Source organism: Cryobacterium sp. SO2 (assembly GCF_026151165.2).
In the GTDB taxonomy this organism is placed as follows: Bacteria; Actinomycetota; Actinomycetes; order Actinomycetales; family Microbacteriaceae; genus Cryobacterium.
Genome location: NZ_CP117849.1, coordinates 1,242,986 through 1,257,747, shown reverse-complemented (window position 1 = coordinate 1,257,747; position 14,762 = coordinate 1,242,986). Strand labels below are relative to the sequence as shown.

At 70.8% G+C, this 14,762-nt stretch carries 10 protein-coding genes; 5 read left to right on the top strand and 5 right to left on the bottom strand.

What is annotated here, in order from left to right; translation table 11 throughout:
• Positions 1 to 80: 80 nt before the first annotated feature.
• Positions 81 to 1,004, top strand: a complete 924-nt coding sequence (locus BJQ94_RS05780; protein WP_265398576.1) for a TOMM precursor leader peptide-binding protein — start codon at positions 81 to 83, stop codon at positions 1,002 to 1,004.
• On the opposite strand, the gene BJQ94_RS05775 is transcribed toward BJQ94_RS05780, so the two are convergent.
• Both BJQ94_RS05775 and nudC read right to left on the bottom strand, forming a co-directional pair.
• Complete coding sequence (locus BJQ94_RS05775; protein ID WP_265398577.1) at positions 895 to 2,616, bottom strand: ATP-dependent helicase; 1,722 nt, start codon at positions 2,614 to 2,616, stop codon at positions 895 to 897. The two genes, BJQ94_RS05780 and BJQ94_RS05775, sit on opposite strands and share 110 nt — an antisense overlap.
• Complete coding sequence (gene nudC, locus BJQ94_RS05770) at positions 2,609 to 3,610, bottom strand: NAD(+) diphosphatase (protein ID WP_265398578.1); 1,002 nt, start codon at positions 3,608 to 3,610, stop codon at positions 2,609 to 2,611. Before nudC ends, BJQ94_RS05775 begins: the two co-directional genes overlap by 8 nt.
• Before the next feature lie 93 nt (positions 3,611 to 3,703).
• Between nudC and BJQ94_RS05765 the strand changes: the two genes are divergently transcribed.
• Complete coding sequence (locus BJQ94_RS05765) at positions 3,704 to 4,969, top strand: phosphotransferase (RefSeq protein ID WP_265398579.1); 1,266 nt, start codon at positions 3,704 to 3,706, stop codon at positions 4,967 to 4,969.
• Here the strand turns inward: BJQ94_RS05765 and BJQ94_RS05760 are convergent.
• Both BJQ94_RS05760 and BJQ94_RS05755 read right to left on the bottom strand, forming a co-directional pair.
• Positions 4,864 to 8,298 (bottom strand): ATP-dependent DNA helicase, encoded by a 3,435-nt coding sequence (locus BJQ94_RS05760; protein WP_265398580.1) that lies wholly within the window; start codon positions 8,296 to 8,298, stop codon positions 4,864 to 4,866. The genes BJQ94_RS05765 and BJQ94_RS05760 overlap by 106 nt on opposite strands.
• Complete coding sequence (locus BJQ94_RS05755) at positions 8,295 to 11,621, bottom strand: UrvD/REP family ATP-dependent DNA helicase (protein WP_265398587.1); 3,327 nt, start codon at positions 11,619 to 11,621, stop codon at positions 8,295 to 8,297. Before BJQ94_RS05755 ends, BJQ94_RS05760 begins: the two co-directional genes overlap by 4 nt.
• 99 nt (positions 11,622 to 11,720) lie before the next feature.
• Between BJQ94_RS05755 and BJQ94_RS05750 the strand changes: the two genes are divergently transcribed.
• Both BJQ94_RS05750 and BJQ94_RS05745 read left to right on the top strand, forming a co-directional pair.
• Entirely contained in the window at positions 11,721 to 11,945 is a 225-nt protein-coding gene (locus tag BJQ94_RS05750) for a DUF3107 domain-containing protein (protein ID WP_265398581.1), read from the top strand.
• Positions 11,946 to 11,952: 7 nt separating this feature from the next.
• Positions 11,953 to 12,255, top strand: coding sequence for a hypothetical protein (locus tag BJQ94_RS05745; protein ID WP_265398582.1), 303 nt, complete (start codon positions 11,953 to 11,955; stop codon positions 12,253 to 12,255).
• Between the two features lie 73 nt (positions 12,256 to 12,328).
• Here BJQ94_RS05745 and BJQ94_RS05740 read toward each other — a convergent pair whose 3' ends face one another.
• The gene (locus tag BJQ94_RS05740) at positions 12,329 to 12,946 is read right to left on the bottom strand and encodes a ferritin-like fold-containing protein (protein WP_265398583.1); all 618 of its coding nucleotides are present in this window, start codon (positions 12,944 to 12,946) and stop codon (positions 12,329 to 12,331) included.
• A gap of 269 nt (positions 12,947 to 13,215) precedes the next feature.
• Between BJQ94_RS05740 and BJQ94_RS05735 the strand changes: the two genes are divergently transcribed.
• A complete protein-coding gene (locus tag BJQ94_RS05735) occupies positions 13,216 to 14,697 on the top strand; it encodes a DEAD/DEAH box helicase (protein WP_265398584.1) in 1,482 nt (493 codons plus the stop codon).
• Positions 14,698 to 14,762 lie beyond the last annotated feature (65 nt).

The window sequence follows — 14,762 nt, the reverse complement described above, 5'->3', positions numbered from 1 at the left end:
GTCGGTGCAGCCCGAGGGCTCGGGCGGTGGCCTGTGGACGGATTCGACGCGATCCCTGCGTCCTGGGGGAAGATCGCCGGATGATTCTTCGACTTGACCCCCGGTACCCGCTCGTGTGGCGCACCCCGGACACCATCCAGCTGGGCATCGACCGCCCGCTGGCGATAGTGCCGGGGGTGACGGCACCGCTGGAGAGTGTGATCGCCGCGTTGCGGGTGGGGGTGCCCCGGTCGGGGGCACTCATGCTCGGCCGGCAGGCCGGGGCGACGGATGCGGCAACCATTGCCCTGCTGCGCGCCCTGGCCCCCGCGCTGGTCACCGTCGACCGACGCCAGGTGCGGCGCGGTGAGCCCGCGGCCGTGACGTCGAGCTGGTTCAGCCCGCCGACCGGGCCGGACGCATCCGGCCCCCGGCCCGTTGTGTGCGTCGACGGAGCAGGCCACACCGCCGACCGCATCCGGGGCCTGCTGACCGACCTGGGCGTCGGCGTCGTGTCCGCGGGCGCGCAGGAACAGGCGCCCGGCCGGATGGCGCCGGACCTGGCCGTGATCGTGGATCATTTTGTGCTCGCACCCGAGCGGCACGGCCGCTGGCTGCGCAGGGATGTGCCCCACCTGCCGGTGCTGTTCAGCGACGCCGAGGCGCGCGTCGGACCGCTGGTGGAACCCGGCGCCGGCCCGTGCCTGACCTGCCTGGAGCTCGAGAGGGTCGACGACGACCCGGCCTGGCCCGCCATCGCCAGTCAGCTGCTGCATCGCACGGCGCCGACGGAGACGACGAGGCTGGGCATCGAGGTCGCCACGGCCGTCGCCGGCATCGTGCACGAACGGCTGTTCGCCGCGTCGAACGAGTTCGCGGCGGCGTCGCTGGCGATCGACGCGGAGACCCTGATGGTCAGGCGCCGCGCGCACCGGCCGCACGAGCGGTGCGGATGCCGATTTCTGCCAGAAAACGTGATCGTTCTCGCGGGGAACGCTGCTGGGTTCCGGCCGCGGACCAGCTGAGCGAGAGTCGTTTGCGCGCGCGGGTGACGCCGACATAAAGCAGCCGGCGTTCCTCGTCGACCTGCTCGAAGGTGCCGGCATAGCTGATCGGCACGAGCCCCTCGGAGAGCCCGACCACGAACACGGTGTCCCATTCCAGACCCTTGGCCGAGTGCAGGGTGGCCAGGGTCACCGCCGCGACGGTGGGTTCGTGCTGACCGGCCTGGCGTTCCATCAACTCGTCGGTGAACTGCCGGAACGTGGTGCCGGGGGCTGCCTGGTCGACGAGCCCCATGATGGCGTTGAGTGCCTCCCAGCGGTCCCGCACAGCGCCGCGGGTCTCCGGTGCGGTCTGGCTCCAGCCGAGGCCGCGCAGCACGTCGCTGACCGATTTGAACAGCGGCTCGCCCATGATCGACACTGATGCGGCGCGCAGCGACATCACCGCCTGCTTCACCTCGGGCTGGTCGAAGAACCGCCGGGAGCCGCGGATCTGGTAGCTCACACCCACGTCGCCGAGCGCGGTCTCGAGCAGCGCGGCCTGCACGTTGACCCGGTAGAGCACGGCGATGTCCTCCGGTGCCACCCCGGACTCGACGAGTTCGAAGATGCTCTGCGCCACCCCGCGGGCCTCGGCCATGTCGTTGGGGTATTCCCGCACGGCGGGTTCCGCGCCGGACTCGGTGACGGCAGCCTGCAGCGACAGAGCGCCGGGCCGGCCCCGCATGAGCTGGTTGGCGGTGGCGACGATGGCCGCGGTGGAGCGGTAGTTCTGTTCGAGGCGCACCACGGTGGCATCCTCGTAGTGCTTGGGGAAGTCGAGCAGGTAGTCGCTGCGCGCGCCGGCGAACGAGTAGATGGTCTGGCTGGCGTCGCCGACCACGCACAGGTCACGCCGGTCACCGAGCCACAGTTTCAGCAGGTCGTACTGCAGCGGAGAGACGTCCTGGAACTCGTCGACGACGAAGAACCTGTACTGCTCGCGCACCTGCAGCGCCACTGACGGTTCGGCTTCGATCATGCCGGCCATGGCCAGCAGCACGTCTTCGAAGTCGATCTGCTTGCGGTCGTCCTTGAGCCGTTCGTACCCGGCCTGCATGTCCAGGGTCTGGTCGATGTCGAGCCGGCCGGGCAGGGCGCGGCCGGCCGTGGCGTACTGCTCGAGGCTGAGGCCACTGGTCTTGCGCCATTCGATCTCGCCGGCGAGGTCACGCAGGGTGGCGGTATCGAGCTTGAGCTTGAGGACCTCGGCGGCGTGGCCGAGCAGCCGGCCCTTGCCCTCGAGGATGCGTGGCGCCTGCCCGCCGACGACGTGGGGCCAGAAGTAGTTGAGCTGCGACAGCGCGGCCGCGTGGAAGGTGCGCGCGGCGACGCCGCCGGCGCCGAGCTGCCGGAGCCGGCCACGGAGTTCGGCGGCGGCGCGGGCGGTGAAGGTGAGCGCCATCACCCGGTTGGGCGAATAGGCGCCGCTCATCACGCCGTAGGCGATGCGGTGCGTGATGGCCCGGGTCTTGCCGGTTCCGGCGCCGGCGAGCATGCAGACCGGCCCGATCAGCGCCTCGGCGGCCACGCGTTGCTGTTCGTCCAGTCCCGTGAGCAGGGACTCGGCGGTGGGAGGCAACGGGTCAGACACCCGGGTTCCCCTGCCCGGCAGCGGCGTCGGGCGCCACCGGCGCGGGCCTGGCCAGCCAGTCATCGATGAGGGCCCTGGCGATCGACGAGGTGCCGGGCAGCATGATGCCGTTCTCGGGGTCGGACAGCTCGGCGCGGCTGAACCAGCGCAGGTCCAAAATCTCGGTGCCGTCTGGCACGAGACCGGCCGAGTGCTGGCCGTCGGCGAGCCTGGCGGTGAAACCGACCATGATCGACGCGGGGAATGGCCACGGCTGCGACCCCTGGTAGACGGGGTCGGCGACGCGCATGCCGGATTCCTCGAAGACCTCGCGCACGACGGCGGACTCGAAGGATTCGCCGGGTTCGACGAAGCCAGCCAGCAGCGAGTACCGGTTGGCCTCCCACATGGCGTTGGAGCCGAGCAGCACCCTGTCGAGGCCGTCGGTGATGAGCACGATCACGGCCGCGTCGGTGCGCGGGAAGACCTGGCTGCCGTCGACCGGGCAGTGCCGCACCCAGCCGCCGCTCGTCACTTCGGTGGCGGCGCCGCAGCGCGGGCAGTGCGGGTGGGAGTCGTGCCAGTGCAGGATGCCGAGGGATTCGGTGAGGATTCCGGTGTCCCGGTCGGAGAGCAGGGTGGCGTAGTCGCGGAGGCCCACCCAGCGGGTGTCGTCGGGTTCGAGCGCGGCGGCCTGCTCGGCGTCCAGCGGAACGGCCACGAGCGCGGTGCCGACAGGTTCGGCGGCCTCGGCGTCGAGTGAACGACCGAGGTAGACGCGCAGGGCGGCTGCCGGCAGCACGCCGGGCAGGTCGGCCGGCGTCAGGAGCAGGAGTCTGGGCGCCACGCCCGCGGCGGATGCGTCGAGCAGCGCCTTGCCCTTCCACAGCGGCAGCACGCGGGTGCCGGCATCCGCCCAGAGCCGCTCGAACAGCTCGGGTTCGGCGCGCGCGTCATTGTCGCGATCGACCGCGTGCCTGGACAATGGCAGCCTGGCCGTGAACCTGAACGACATGAGACCCCTCAAGGATCGGGCAACACGTGCCGAAGTTGACTGCAGGCGTGGCGAATGGCCTCACCGGGAGGAACTCGACCTAACCTATAAGGCATGGCCAGATCCCATCTCACTCTAGCCGCGTTGGCCACCAATGCAGTGCCGGAGCTCGACGTCGCCCACGCCCGAAACCACAGTCTCGGCAGCGGCGGGTCGTTCGACTCCGCCCTGCTGATAACCCGCGATGAGAAGGAGCTGATCATCCGGGTTCCCACGTCGCAGGCCGCAGAGACCGAGCAGTCCGCGGACCTCGTGGCACTGCGTGCCCTCACGACGGGCAACCGCAGCCGGCTGCCGTTCGACGTGCCGGTGTTCGTGGGCCAGGCCCCCTTCGAGGGCACCCGCGCCGTGGTCTACGAGCGCCTGCCGGGCGCCTCATACGACGCTGATGCCCTGACCGGCCACGAGGGCGTGTCCGGGTCGATCGGCCGTGCCATCGCCGCCATCCACGGACTGCCGACGGCGTTCATCGGCGATGCCGGCCTCGTACAGCAGAGCGCCCTGGACTGCCGCACCTCCACGATCGACCTGATCGACCGGGCTGCCGGCACCGGCAAGCTGCCCGCCGCACTGCTGCGCCGCTGGGAACTCGCCACGGACGACGACAGCCTCTGGCAGTTCACGCCCACGGTGATCCACGGGTCGCTGGCCGCGGAGTCCTTCCTGATCAGTGACGACGCCGTGTGTGCGGTGCTCGGCTGGTCGGCCCTGAGCGTCGGCGACCCGGCCCGCGACCTCAACTGGCTGCTCGCCGCCCGGGGCGACGCGGCCGAGACGGCCATTGCCACCTACGCGGCGGCCCGCCAGGGCAACGACCCGCTGATCACCCAGCGGGCGATGCTCTACGCCGAGCTGGAGCTGGCCCGCTGGCTGCTGCACGGCGTGGACACCCACGACGAGGCCATCGTCGACGACGCCGTCTCGATGCTCGACGGACTCGTCGACAACGTGCACAGCCACACCATGAACTCACTCTCCCCGGAGACCGGCCCGATCCTCAGCGTGTCGGATGTGGAGTCGATGCTCGAAGACACCCCGCGCACGCAGGCGAACGAGTCGGCCGGCCGCAACGACTTCGAGAACGACGAGTACGGCACCAGCGACTTCGCCGACACCGGCTCGTTCGCCAGGGTGACGAGCTTCGATGGCACCGGTTTCAACGCTCCCGACATCGGAATCGTGGGCAACGGCTCCGTCGAGGCCGGCGGCACCGACTATGCCGACGACTCCACCGGCCCGGTGTCCACCGTCGGCGACGCCGCGGCGACGGACGACGCGGCCACCGACGACCAGGCCCGCAGAAGGTCGTCCTCGGAGTAGAGCCGCTCGGGCGCCACGATGGTGTCGTCGGCGACGAAGTAGAACACGGCGTCGACGATGGCAGGGTCGATGCCCTTCCAGCGCGCGTAGGCGAGCCGGTACAGCGCCAGCTGGGTCTGCTTGAGTTCGAGGTCTGCGGCGTCCTTGGGCGCCTTGCCGGTCTTCCAGTCCACCACGTGGTACCCGGTCGGCGTCTTGTAGACGGCGTCGAGCTTGCAGATGAAGACCTGATCACCCAGCACGTGGTGGATCTCGATCTCCACTTCCTCCGGCGCCAGTGCGGCCCACGGGGACCTCTCGAAGGTGGCCTTGAACCTGTCCAACTGCTCCAGCTCGAGCGGCATGCCGTCACCGTCGGCATCCTGGTCGAGGTCCAGCTCCCCCGGCCCGACGTCGATGAGGTCGCCGGACGAGGCCCCGGTCGAGCGCTGCTCCACCCAGGAGTGGAACAGCGTGCCCAGGCGCGTGGCCCGGTACGGCCGCTCGGGCATCGGCCGGCGCAGCTTGGCCAACACGGCAGCCGGGTCGTCGACGTAATCCTTGAACCGTGACGCCGGGATGCGGGTGGGCAGGTCGAGTGAGCCGGGCCCGGCCAGGCGCTGGGCCCGTTCGGCGAGCAGCAGGGTCACTTCCCGCGACCAGGGCGTGTCCGTGGTCACGGTGTCCGTGCCATCGTCGTGCGCGCGCACCAGCGCGGCCGCGGCCTCCACGACCGCCCGGCGGTTGCCGAGCGGGTCGAACGGCCAGACTTCGGTGGCGTCCTCGTCGGTGACGGGTTTGTCCTCGTGCTCGCTGCCCTCCGGCAGCTCGGCGATGAGGCCCGCCTCGGCCAGCTCGAGTAGATACCGGCTGGGCTTTCGCACCGTTGTGCCGCCGCCCCAGAAAGCCCCGGTGAGAAGCAACTGTTGTTGGGCCCTGGTGGTGGCCACGTAGATCAGGCGCCGTTCCTCGGCGTCGTGCCGGTCGGCGAGCTCCTGCTTGTAGAGCTCGAAGTCGATGTCGAAGGAGAGCTGGGTCTCGTGGCCGAGGCGGCGCAGCTCGGGCAGCTCGGCTCGGTCGCCCCGGCACGGGTAGGGCAGTTCACCGAAGCGCAACCAGCCGGTCGTTTCGCGGGATGGCGCCGGCAGGTTCTTCTCGGTCAGCCCGGGGATGGCCACGTAATCCCATTCCAGTCCCTTGGAACCGTGGATGGTGAGCAGCTGCACGGTTCCGGGTTCGGCGGCCTCGCCGCGGGGGCCGAGGTCGTCCTGGCGTTCCGCGCGGGCCAGCCAGCGTAGGAAGCTGGCCAGGGTGCCCTGCTCATCGCTGTCGAGGAACGCCGACACCGCGTCGTGGAATGCATACAGGTTGGCCAGGGCCCGGCCGTGGCTCTCGTTGGCGACCAGTTCCAGGTCGAGCAGGGTCTCCTGCTCGATCAGGCGCACGAAGTCGAGCAGGCCGAGGCTCGCGCGGCTGCGCAGCCAGGCCAGCTGGCGTCCGGCCTGGCGTAGTCGCTGCCGGCCGTCGTCGCTGAAATCGGCCAGCTGCCCGTGTGTTTCGGGGGCGGAGGCGACGAAGTCGAGAGCGTCGACAAGCGACCGGCTTTCCTCAGTGGCCACGGAGGCACGCAGCTTGGCCTTGAGGTCGTCGGGCACGGCCTTCTGCGCCCAGTCGTGGGTGGCCAGCCAGCCGGCCACGTTCGAGAGGGCCTGCAGGTCGCGCACGCCGATGCGCCAGCGACCGCCGGTGAGCAGCCGGATCAGGTCGCTGCCGGCGGACGGGTCGTGCACCACCCGCAACACGGCGAGCACGTCGGCCACCTCGGGGGTGGAGAGCAGTCCGCCGAGCCCGAGCACGTGGGCGGGCACACCGTGTTCGCGCAGCACCTCGGCGTAGAACTCCATGTCCCGGCGGGCACGGAAGAGCATGGCACCGGACTCCGGCTCGGTGTCGGGTTCGCCGGCTCTGCCGTCTGGACCGCTGCCGAGCCTGGCGGCGAACCACCGGGCGATCGCGGCCGCCTCGTCGGCGATGCTCTCGTGCATGGCCGCCTGCACCTGACCGGCGGCCTTGCCGCGGGGCACCTTGAGGGTCTCCACCTGGATGCCGTTGGGCCGGGCGCGCAGCTGCGCGCTCAACGGGGCGACGAGAGCGTTCGCGGTCTCGAGCACCGTGACCGGGTTGCGCCAGGTGTAGGAGAGCGACATCGAGGGCGCCTCGGTGTTGGCCAGCCCGGCGAAGTCAGTCGAGAAGCCGAGCAGGTTGGCGGAGCTGGCGCCGCGCCAGCCGTAGATGGACTGGTGCGGGTCGCCGACGGCCATCACCGGGTGGTGCGCGAAGAGGGTGCGCAGCAGCTCGGTCTGCAGCACGGAGGTGTCCTGGTATTCGTCGAGCAGCACGACGCGGTACTGGTCGCGGTAGCGGGACACCACTGCAGGCACCTTGCGGCAGACCTGCAGGGCCAGGGCCACCTGGTCGGAGAATTCGATCAGTCCCTGGCGGCGCTTCTCGCACCCGTAGGCATCCGCCAGCTCGGCCAGCACGGGCAGCGGCGCCACGGCCGCGATGGCCTCGAGCACGGAGTCGTACGGTTTCTTCTTGCGCGGGTTGCCGTAGGGCAGCTCGGCGAGGTAGCCGAAGCTCTGCGCCAGGCGGGCGAGGTCGTGCGGCACGGGCTCCTCGCCGGGCACGAACGGGGGTGGGTTCTCGGCCAGGGCGCGGCTGAGCGAGAGCACGGCATCCGTGACGGCGTCGACGCCCTTGCCGTACTGCACCAGCCGACCATCGCCGTTGGCTACCACCACCCGGCGGGCGAGCAGCCAGGCGCTGGTCTCACTGAGCAGCACCGACTCCGGTTCGCGGCCGAGCAGCAGGGCGTTGTCGGTGAACAGCCGGCTGGCGAAGGAGTTGTAGGTGGAGACCGCTGGGGCGTTGAACAGGTCGGCGGAGTCGAGGGTCCGCACCGACCCGGGCTCACCCGGCAGGGCCACTCCCCCGTCGGTGCCGGCCGACGGCATCAGCCCGGCCTCGCTGAGTTGGCGGATGCGCCCATTGATGCGTTCGGCGAGCTCACCGGCGGCCTTGCGGGTGAAGGTGAGCCCCAGGATCTGGTCGGGCCTGGCATGGCCGTTGGCGAGCAGCCAGAGCACCCGGTTGGCCATGGTCTCGGTCTTGCCGCTGCCGGCGCCGGCCACCACGAGGGTGGGGGTGAGCGGGGCCTCGATCACGGCCTGTTGTTCGCTGGTGGGCGGGAACATGCCCAATGCCGCGGCGATGTCGAGGGCGGAGATGTTGACGGAGGAGACCGACCTGGTCGGGCTGGCTTCGGTGGTAGTGGCTGGGGTGCTCATGAACTGACCTGCTTGATGACGTGGATGCGGCACGAGCCGTAGGAGCGCGGGTCGAGGCAGTGGTCGGCGATCTCGGCCACGAAGGTGGCACCGCCCATGCCGGCCGCGTCGTCGGTGACCCGCTTGGTGAAGGCCGCGAGCTCCTCCGGGGTGAAGGCCGGCTGGGTGGGGTTGCGGTAGTTCTGCTTCTGGGTGCCGGAGGACACGATCACCAGCCGGGCGCCCGCCAGTTCCATGCCCGGTTCGAGGCCGTCGATGACGCCGGCCGAGAACGCCAGCTGGTAGGCGCCGAGCTGCGGGTGCTCGGCGACCCCGCTGTCGCTGGTGGGGTCGCCCTTGCCGGTCTTGAGATCCACGATCACGGCGCGACCGTCCGGCAGCCGTTCCACCCTGTCGATGGTGCCCGAGAGCACGGCGCCGTCCAGCTCGAGGGCGAACCGGCCCTCGGCGCTGAGCAGCCGGGTGCCGTCGCGGGCGCCGTCGCCGAGGTAGGCGGCGAGCCGGTCGGTGAGCTCGCGGGCCTGGGTCTTCTGCACGCGGGACTGCCAGTCGGCATCGAAGACGAGTTCGCCCCAGCGCGCCTCGACGCCGGCCCAGAGCGCATCCGCGGTGATCTGGGCGGGGTCGGCGGCGTGCGCCGGGTCGGTGGCGTCTTCCATCACCTTGTGGATGATGGTGCCGAGGTTGGCGGCGGTGCTCGAGTCGCCGCCGCCGATCTGGCCGATCAGCCAGTGCAGCGGGCAGGTCTCGAACGCCGACATCCGTGACGGTGAGACGCGCACCGGGCCGTCGCCGGCCTCGGGGTCGTTGAGCGGTCTGGCGGTGCTGGCCGGGCGCAGGCCGTACCAGTCGTCGGGTGACGCGCCGGGCACCTTCTCGCCGGCGAGGCGGGCCAGCGTGGCGGCGGCATCCGTGGCCCTGGCCGGTAGCACGGTGGGCAGCGCGGCGACCGGGTCTGGTGTGGTGCCCGGAGTGCTGGCAGGTGCCGGGTGCAGGCGCGGGCGCAGGGTCTGGGTGAGGTCGCGGCGCAGGCGCCCGACCAGCCCGCGCAGCGACAGCGGGTAGCGGGTCAGCGGGCTCGGGTCGGGTTCGGGGAGCAGCCGCAGGAACGCGCTCGGCTGGTTGTCGTCGTTGTCGACGGCCGTGACGAGAAGTTCGGTCGTGCTGCGCGAGGCGGCCTGGGCGAACATACGCAGCTCGTCGTGCAGCACGCTCGTGCGGGCGCCGGCCGGGTCCGGCGTCTCCCCGGCCGCGAGCAGGGCGAGGTCGCCGGCGCCGAGCAGCGACCCGCGGATGCGCAGGTCGGGCCACACGTTCTCCTGCACGCCGGCGAGCACCACGAGGTCGTAGTCGCTGCCGATGGTGCCGCTCGGGGTGGAGACCAGCACCGACTCGGCCAGGGCGCGCGGGGCCAGGGTGTCTTCCGGCACGTCGGTGTCGACGAGGTGCTCCACGAAGAGCACGGGCGGGGCCGCCGGGGTGCGTTCGACGAAGCGTTGCGCCGCGGAGAACAGGGCGACGACGGCGTCGAGGTTGTGGTTCGCTTCGTCGGCGTCGAGGCCGGTGCCGGTGGCCTGTTCGGCCCAGGCCGGGGCGAGGCCGCTGCGCTGCCAGAGGCCCCAGAGCAGTTCCTCGATGGTGGCGCCGGCAAGGAAGGCCGTGCGGGTCTGGCGCAGGTTCTTGGCGCAGGAGGCGGCGCGCCTGGCGGTGCGGTTGTCGATGCTCTCGAGCATGGCCGGGGTGCTGAAGACCTCGACGAGCAGCTCGTCGGCGGTGCGGCTGCCGTCAGTGCTGAGTTCCAGCTGGCGCAGCGCCGCGCGCAGGCGCCGCAGGGTGATCGGGTCGAGGCCGCCGAGCGGGCCGCGCAGCAGCAGGGCGGCGGCGTCGGCGTCGAGCGGCCGGCGGCCGAGGGTCACGTCGAGGGCGAGGACGAACGCGCGCACGGCCGGTTCGTCGCGGAGGGCCGCCTGCGACGCGGCCACCTGGGTGGGCACCTCGAGCGCGGCCAGGCCCTTGGAGAGCGCGGGCACGAGCGCGCCGGTGCGCACGATCACGGCCATCCGGCCCCACGGGAGGCCGTCGAGAACGTGGCGTTCGCGCAGGCGCCTGGCGATCACGGCGAGTTGGTCAGCGGGGCTGGTGGTCACGACGGTCTGCACAGCTCCGGCTGCGGGGTCGGCATCGTCCTCGGCCGTGCTCGCGTCGGCGCTGCCGGCGGCACGCTGGGTTCCGGCCGCCGCGGCGCCGATCCGTCCGGTGAACTCGCGGATGACCCCGCGCAGCTCACTGCCGTGCCTGTACACGGAGTCGAGGTTCAGGGTGGCCACGTCGGGCAGGCCGAGGTAGTGACCGAGCCGGCCGAGGGCATCCGGGTGGGCGCCGCGGAACGACCCCGTGCTGAGGTCGGGGTCGCCGAAGGCCACGACGGTGACGCCGCGGGCCGCGAACTGGCGCAGCAGCGCGAGCGTGGACTGGGTGGCCTCCTGGGCGTCGTCGAGCACGATCAGCCTGAGGGCGCCGAGGGGGCCGAGCGGGTTGCCGGTCGACACGGCGGCCAGCGACGTCGGCCCGTCGGTTGCGGCCGGGCGCCGGCTCAGCCTCGGGGCATCCTGCACGATCGCGGCGGCGAACTGCACGAGCTCGGTGGAGTCGAACTGGCCGGGCCGGCTCTGGTCTTTGATGTCCTGGTAATCGCGGATGAACGCGGCCGCGGCCGCCCACTCCGGCCTGGCGTTGTCGGCGGCGAGTGCCGCCAGCCTGCCGGGGGTGACGCCGTATTCCACGGCACGCATCATGAGGTCGCGCAGCTCGGTCCGGAAGCCGCGGAGGCCCCGCACCTCGGCGTCGAGCGGGCTGGGCCAGGCCGGTCCGGTGCCGGAGGCGATGTCGCCGGCCAGGATCTCGGCGATGATCTGGTCCTGCTCGCCACCGGTGAGCAGGGTCGGGCTGATGCGGCCGGCGGCGACCTCGGCGTCCCGCACGATCTGGAACGCCACCGAGTTCATGGTGCGGGCGAGCGGGCCGTTGGTGGGCACCTTGAGGCGCAGGGCGAGCCTGTCGCGCAGCGCCGTGGCGCCCGTGCGGGTGGGCACGAGCACGAGCACTTCGCTCGGTGAGAAGCCGCGAGACAGCACCCGGTCGGCGACGAATTCCACCAGGGTGTGCGTCTTGCCGGAGCCGGGGGCGCCGATCACGGCGGCGGATCTGTCGACGGCAAGGTCGAGCACCGACCGCTGCGAGGCATCCAGCGCGGTCGTGTCACCGGACGTGTCGACAGATGTGTCATTGAGCGGTTCATCGAGCAGTTCGGTCACCGGGTTCATCACGCTCCAACGGTAACGGGTTGCGCCGACAGTGAACGTGGCCGGCCGACCTGCGGGCATGTCGTAATCTGAGCGGGTAGGCAACCGAAAGGCGCATCCGTGGACATTCGCATTGGCATCTTCAACTCCCCCCGGGAGATCAGTTTCGAGTCGACCCAGCCCGCTACCGAGATCGAGGAGACTGTCGCAGCCGCTCTCGCGGGGCAGACCGGGTACCTCAAGCTCAGTGACAAGAAGGGGCACGTGTACATCGTGCCGACCGTCGGCCTCGCCTACGTCGAGCTGGGCTCCGAGTCCTCGCGCCGCGTCGGCTTCGTGGCGTAAGACTCCCATGGAGCTCCTGTTCGTCGCCCTCGGCGGTGCAGTGCTCGGGCTCGCGGTGCGTTACGCCCTGCCCCGCCGGCTCACGCACGGGTCCGTGCTCGTGCCGGCCGTCGGTACGGGTGTCGCGTCGCTGGTCTGGGTCGGCCTGACCTGGCTCGGCTGGGCGTGGGACGGCGGCTGGATCTGGTGGGTGTCCCTCGTGGTCGCCACGGCCGCTGCCGTCGTTGTCGATGTGGTTCTGGGTCGTCGCCGTGAGGCCGCGGATCTCAAGATGCTGCACACGATCAGCAAGACCGGCCTCCCGGCTTAGTCGCACGTCGTTTTCTCTGAAACACCCCCGTCGGTCTCGATGGGGGTGTTTTGTGCGTGCCGCACAGGCCGCGTTATGCCGTGAGGCCCAGGCCGTCCATGCGGCGGGTGTGCGCCGCGATCAGCTCGGTGAATACCGGTTCGATGCGGGAGTCCTGGGTGACGGCCATGGCCGACCGGGCCACGAGCAGGGTGTCGCCGACCAGTCGGCGGCCCCACAGAGCCAGCCGTGATTCGAGCGCCGGCTCCGCGGCGATGGCCGCGGCCAGTTCGTGCACCAGCACATCGGCGCCGCCGTGCTCGCCGAGCAGGTGGGCGATGCGCGGCCCGATGTCGCCGGGCAGCGCGTCGGAGAGCCTGATGAAGAAGTCGTCGAGCAGTCCGCCGGTGAGGTAGCAGCTCAGCAGCAGCTCGTGCCAATCGGCGCCGGCGGTGGCCTCGCGGAAGTGGTCGAGGGCGCTCACGAACGGGCCCATCACCGTGGCCGGTTCGCCGTCACGGCGGCGGATCTCGTCGATGAGGCCGTGGTGCTTCGACAGCGCGCGCCCGGCGGCCAGGCTCAGGCCCTCTTTGGCGGCGAGCGTCGGCGCGGTTATAACGGCCGTCGACAGACTTTCGAACATGCCTAATTCGAAATATGCGGCCTGGCCGAGGTAGGTGAGCAGATCAGGCACCAACTCGGTGATGTCCACTTTGGTCGTCGCTCGGCGTTCAGCCCTGGCCGACAGCCGGGGCGTCTCTGCCCGTTTGGGACGTTTACCTAACCACGAGATCACCAGCCAAGCATAGGTCCACCTTCCCCTTCTGGAGGGTGCTTTGCGGTGGGCTCGCCGAGCCGCCACCTGCCTTTGCACAGGGGCGCCCTATAGTCTGGTGTCATTCACCGGCGTCGGATCGGTGGACTTGCGCCTGAAGCAGAAGACGGGCGCATCCCGCTTCGAGCCAGACAGGCAAAAAACACGTGACCTTCACCGAACTCAATATCGACCAGGACATGGTCGAGGCTCTCGCCGCCAAGGGCATTCTCGAGCCGTTCCCCATCCAGACCCAGACCATCCCCCTCGCCCTCAGCGGCCAGGACATCATCGGCCAGGCCAAGACCGGCACCGGCAAGACGCTCGGCTTCGGCCTCCCGCTGATCCAGCGGCTCGGCCTCAACCCCGAGCCCGGTGTGCAGGCGCTCGTCGTCGTGCCCACCCGTGAACTGTGCGTTCAGGTCAGCGAAGACCTCGAACTCGCCGCCGGCAACCGCGCCACCTCCATCGTCTCCATCTACGGCGGCAAGGCCTACGAGGGCCAGATCGAGCAGCTCAAGGCCGGCGCGCAGATCGTCGTCGGCACCCCGGGGCGCCTGCTCGACCTCGCCAGCCAGCGCCTGCTCAGCCTCGCCAACGTGCGCGAGATGGTGCTCGACGAGGCCGACAAGATGCTCGACCTCGGCTTCCTCTCCGACATCGAGAAGCTGTTCTCGCAGACGCCGTCCACCCGCCACACGATGCTGTTCTCGGCCACCATGCCGGGCCCGATCGTGGCCCTGGCCCGCCGGTTCATGACCAAGCCCATCCACATCCGCGCGAGCGACCCCGATGAGGGCCTCATGCAGGCCAACATCGAGCACCTCGTCTACCGGGCGCACAACATGGACAAGGACGAGGTCATCGGCCGCATCCTGATGGCAGAGGGCCGCGGCAAGACCGTGATCTTCACCCGCACCAAGCGTGCCGCAGCCAAGCTCGTCGAAGAGCTCGGCGACCGCGGCTTCAACGCCACCGCCGTGCACGGCGACCTCAACCAGGAGCAGCGCGAGCGCGCCATGGCGTCGTTCAAGGCCGGCAAGAAAGACATCCTGATCGCCACGGATGTCGCCGCCCGCGGCATCGACGTCGACGACGTCACCCACGTGATCAACCACACCATCCCCGAAGACGAGAAGGCCTACCTCCACCGCGTGGGCCGCACCGGCCGCGCCGGCAAGACCGGCATCGCGGTCACCTTCGTGGACTGGGACGACATGCCCAAGTGGACCCTGATCAACAAGGCCCTCGACTTCGGTACCCCGGAGCCGCAGGAGACCTATTCCTCGTCGCCGCACCTCTACACCGACCTGAATATCCCGGCCGGGTCGAAGGGTCGCCTCCGTGCGACCCCGATCAAGGAGACCGTTCCCGGCGCCGCATCCGGCCGCGACGCCAACCGCGGCGGCCGCAGCGACAGCCGCTCCGGCGGTCGTTCGGACTCCGGTCGTTCGGGCTCGGCCCGCAGTACCGACCAGGCACCCCGCACCCGCACGCGGGTCGGCTCCAGCACCAACCCGGATGCCCCCGCCGCCACGCCGTCCGCCGGCACCCACGACGGCGGAGGAGCCGAGCACCACGACGGCAACAGCGCCCCGCGCCGCCGCAGCCGCACTCGCCGCCGCTCCCCGCAGGCGCCCACCGCGTAGTTCGCACGCGCAGCACCGACTTGCCGCAAACGGCCCCTTGACAGCTCGCCAAGGGGCCGTTTGAC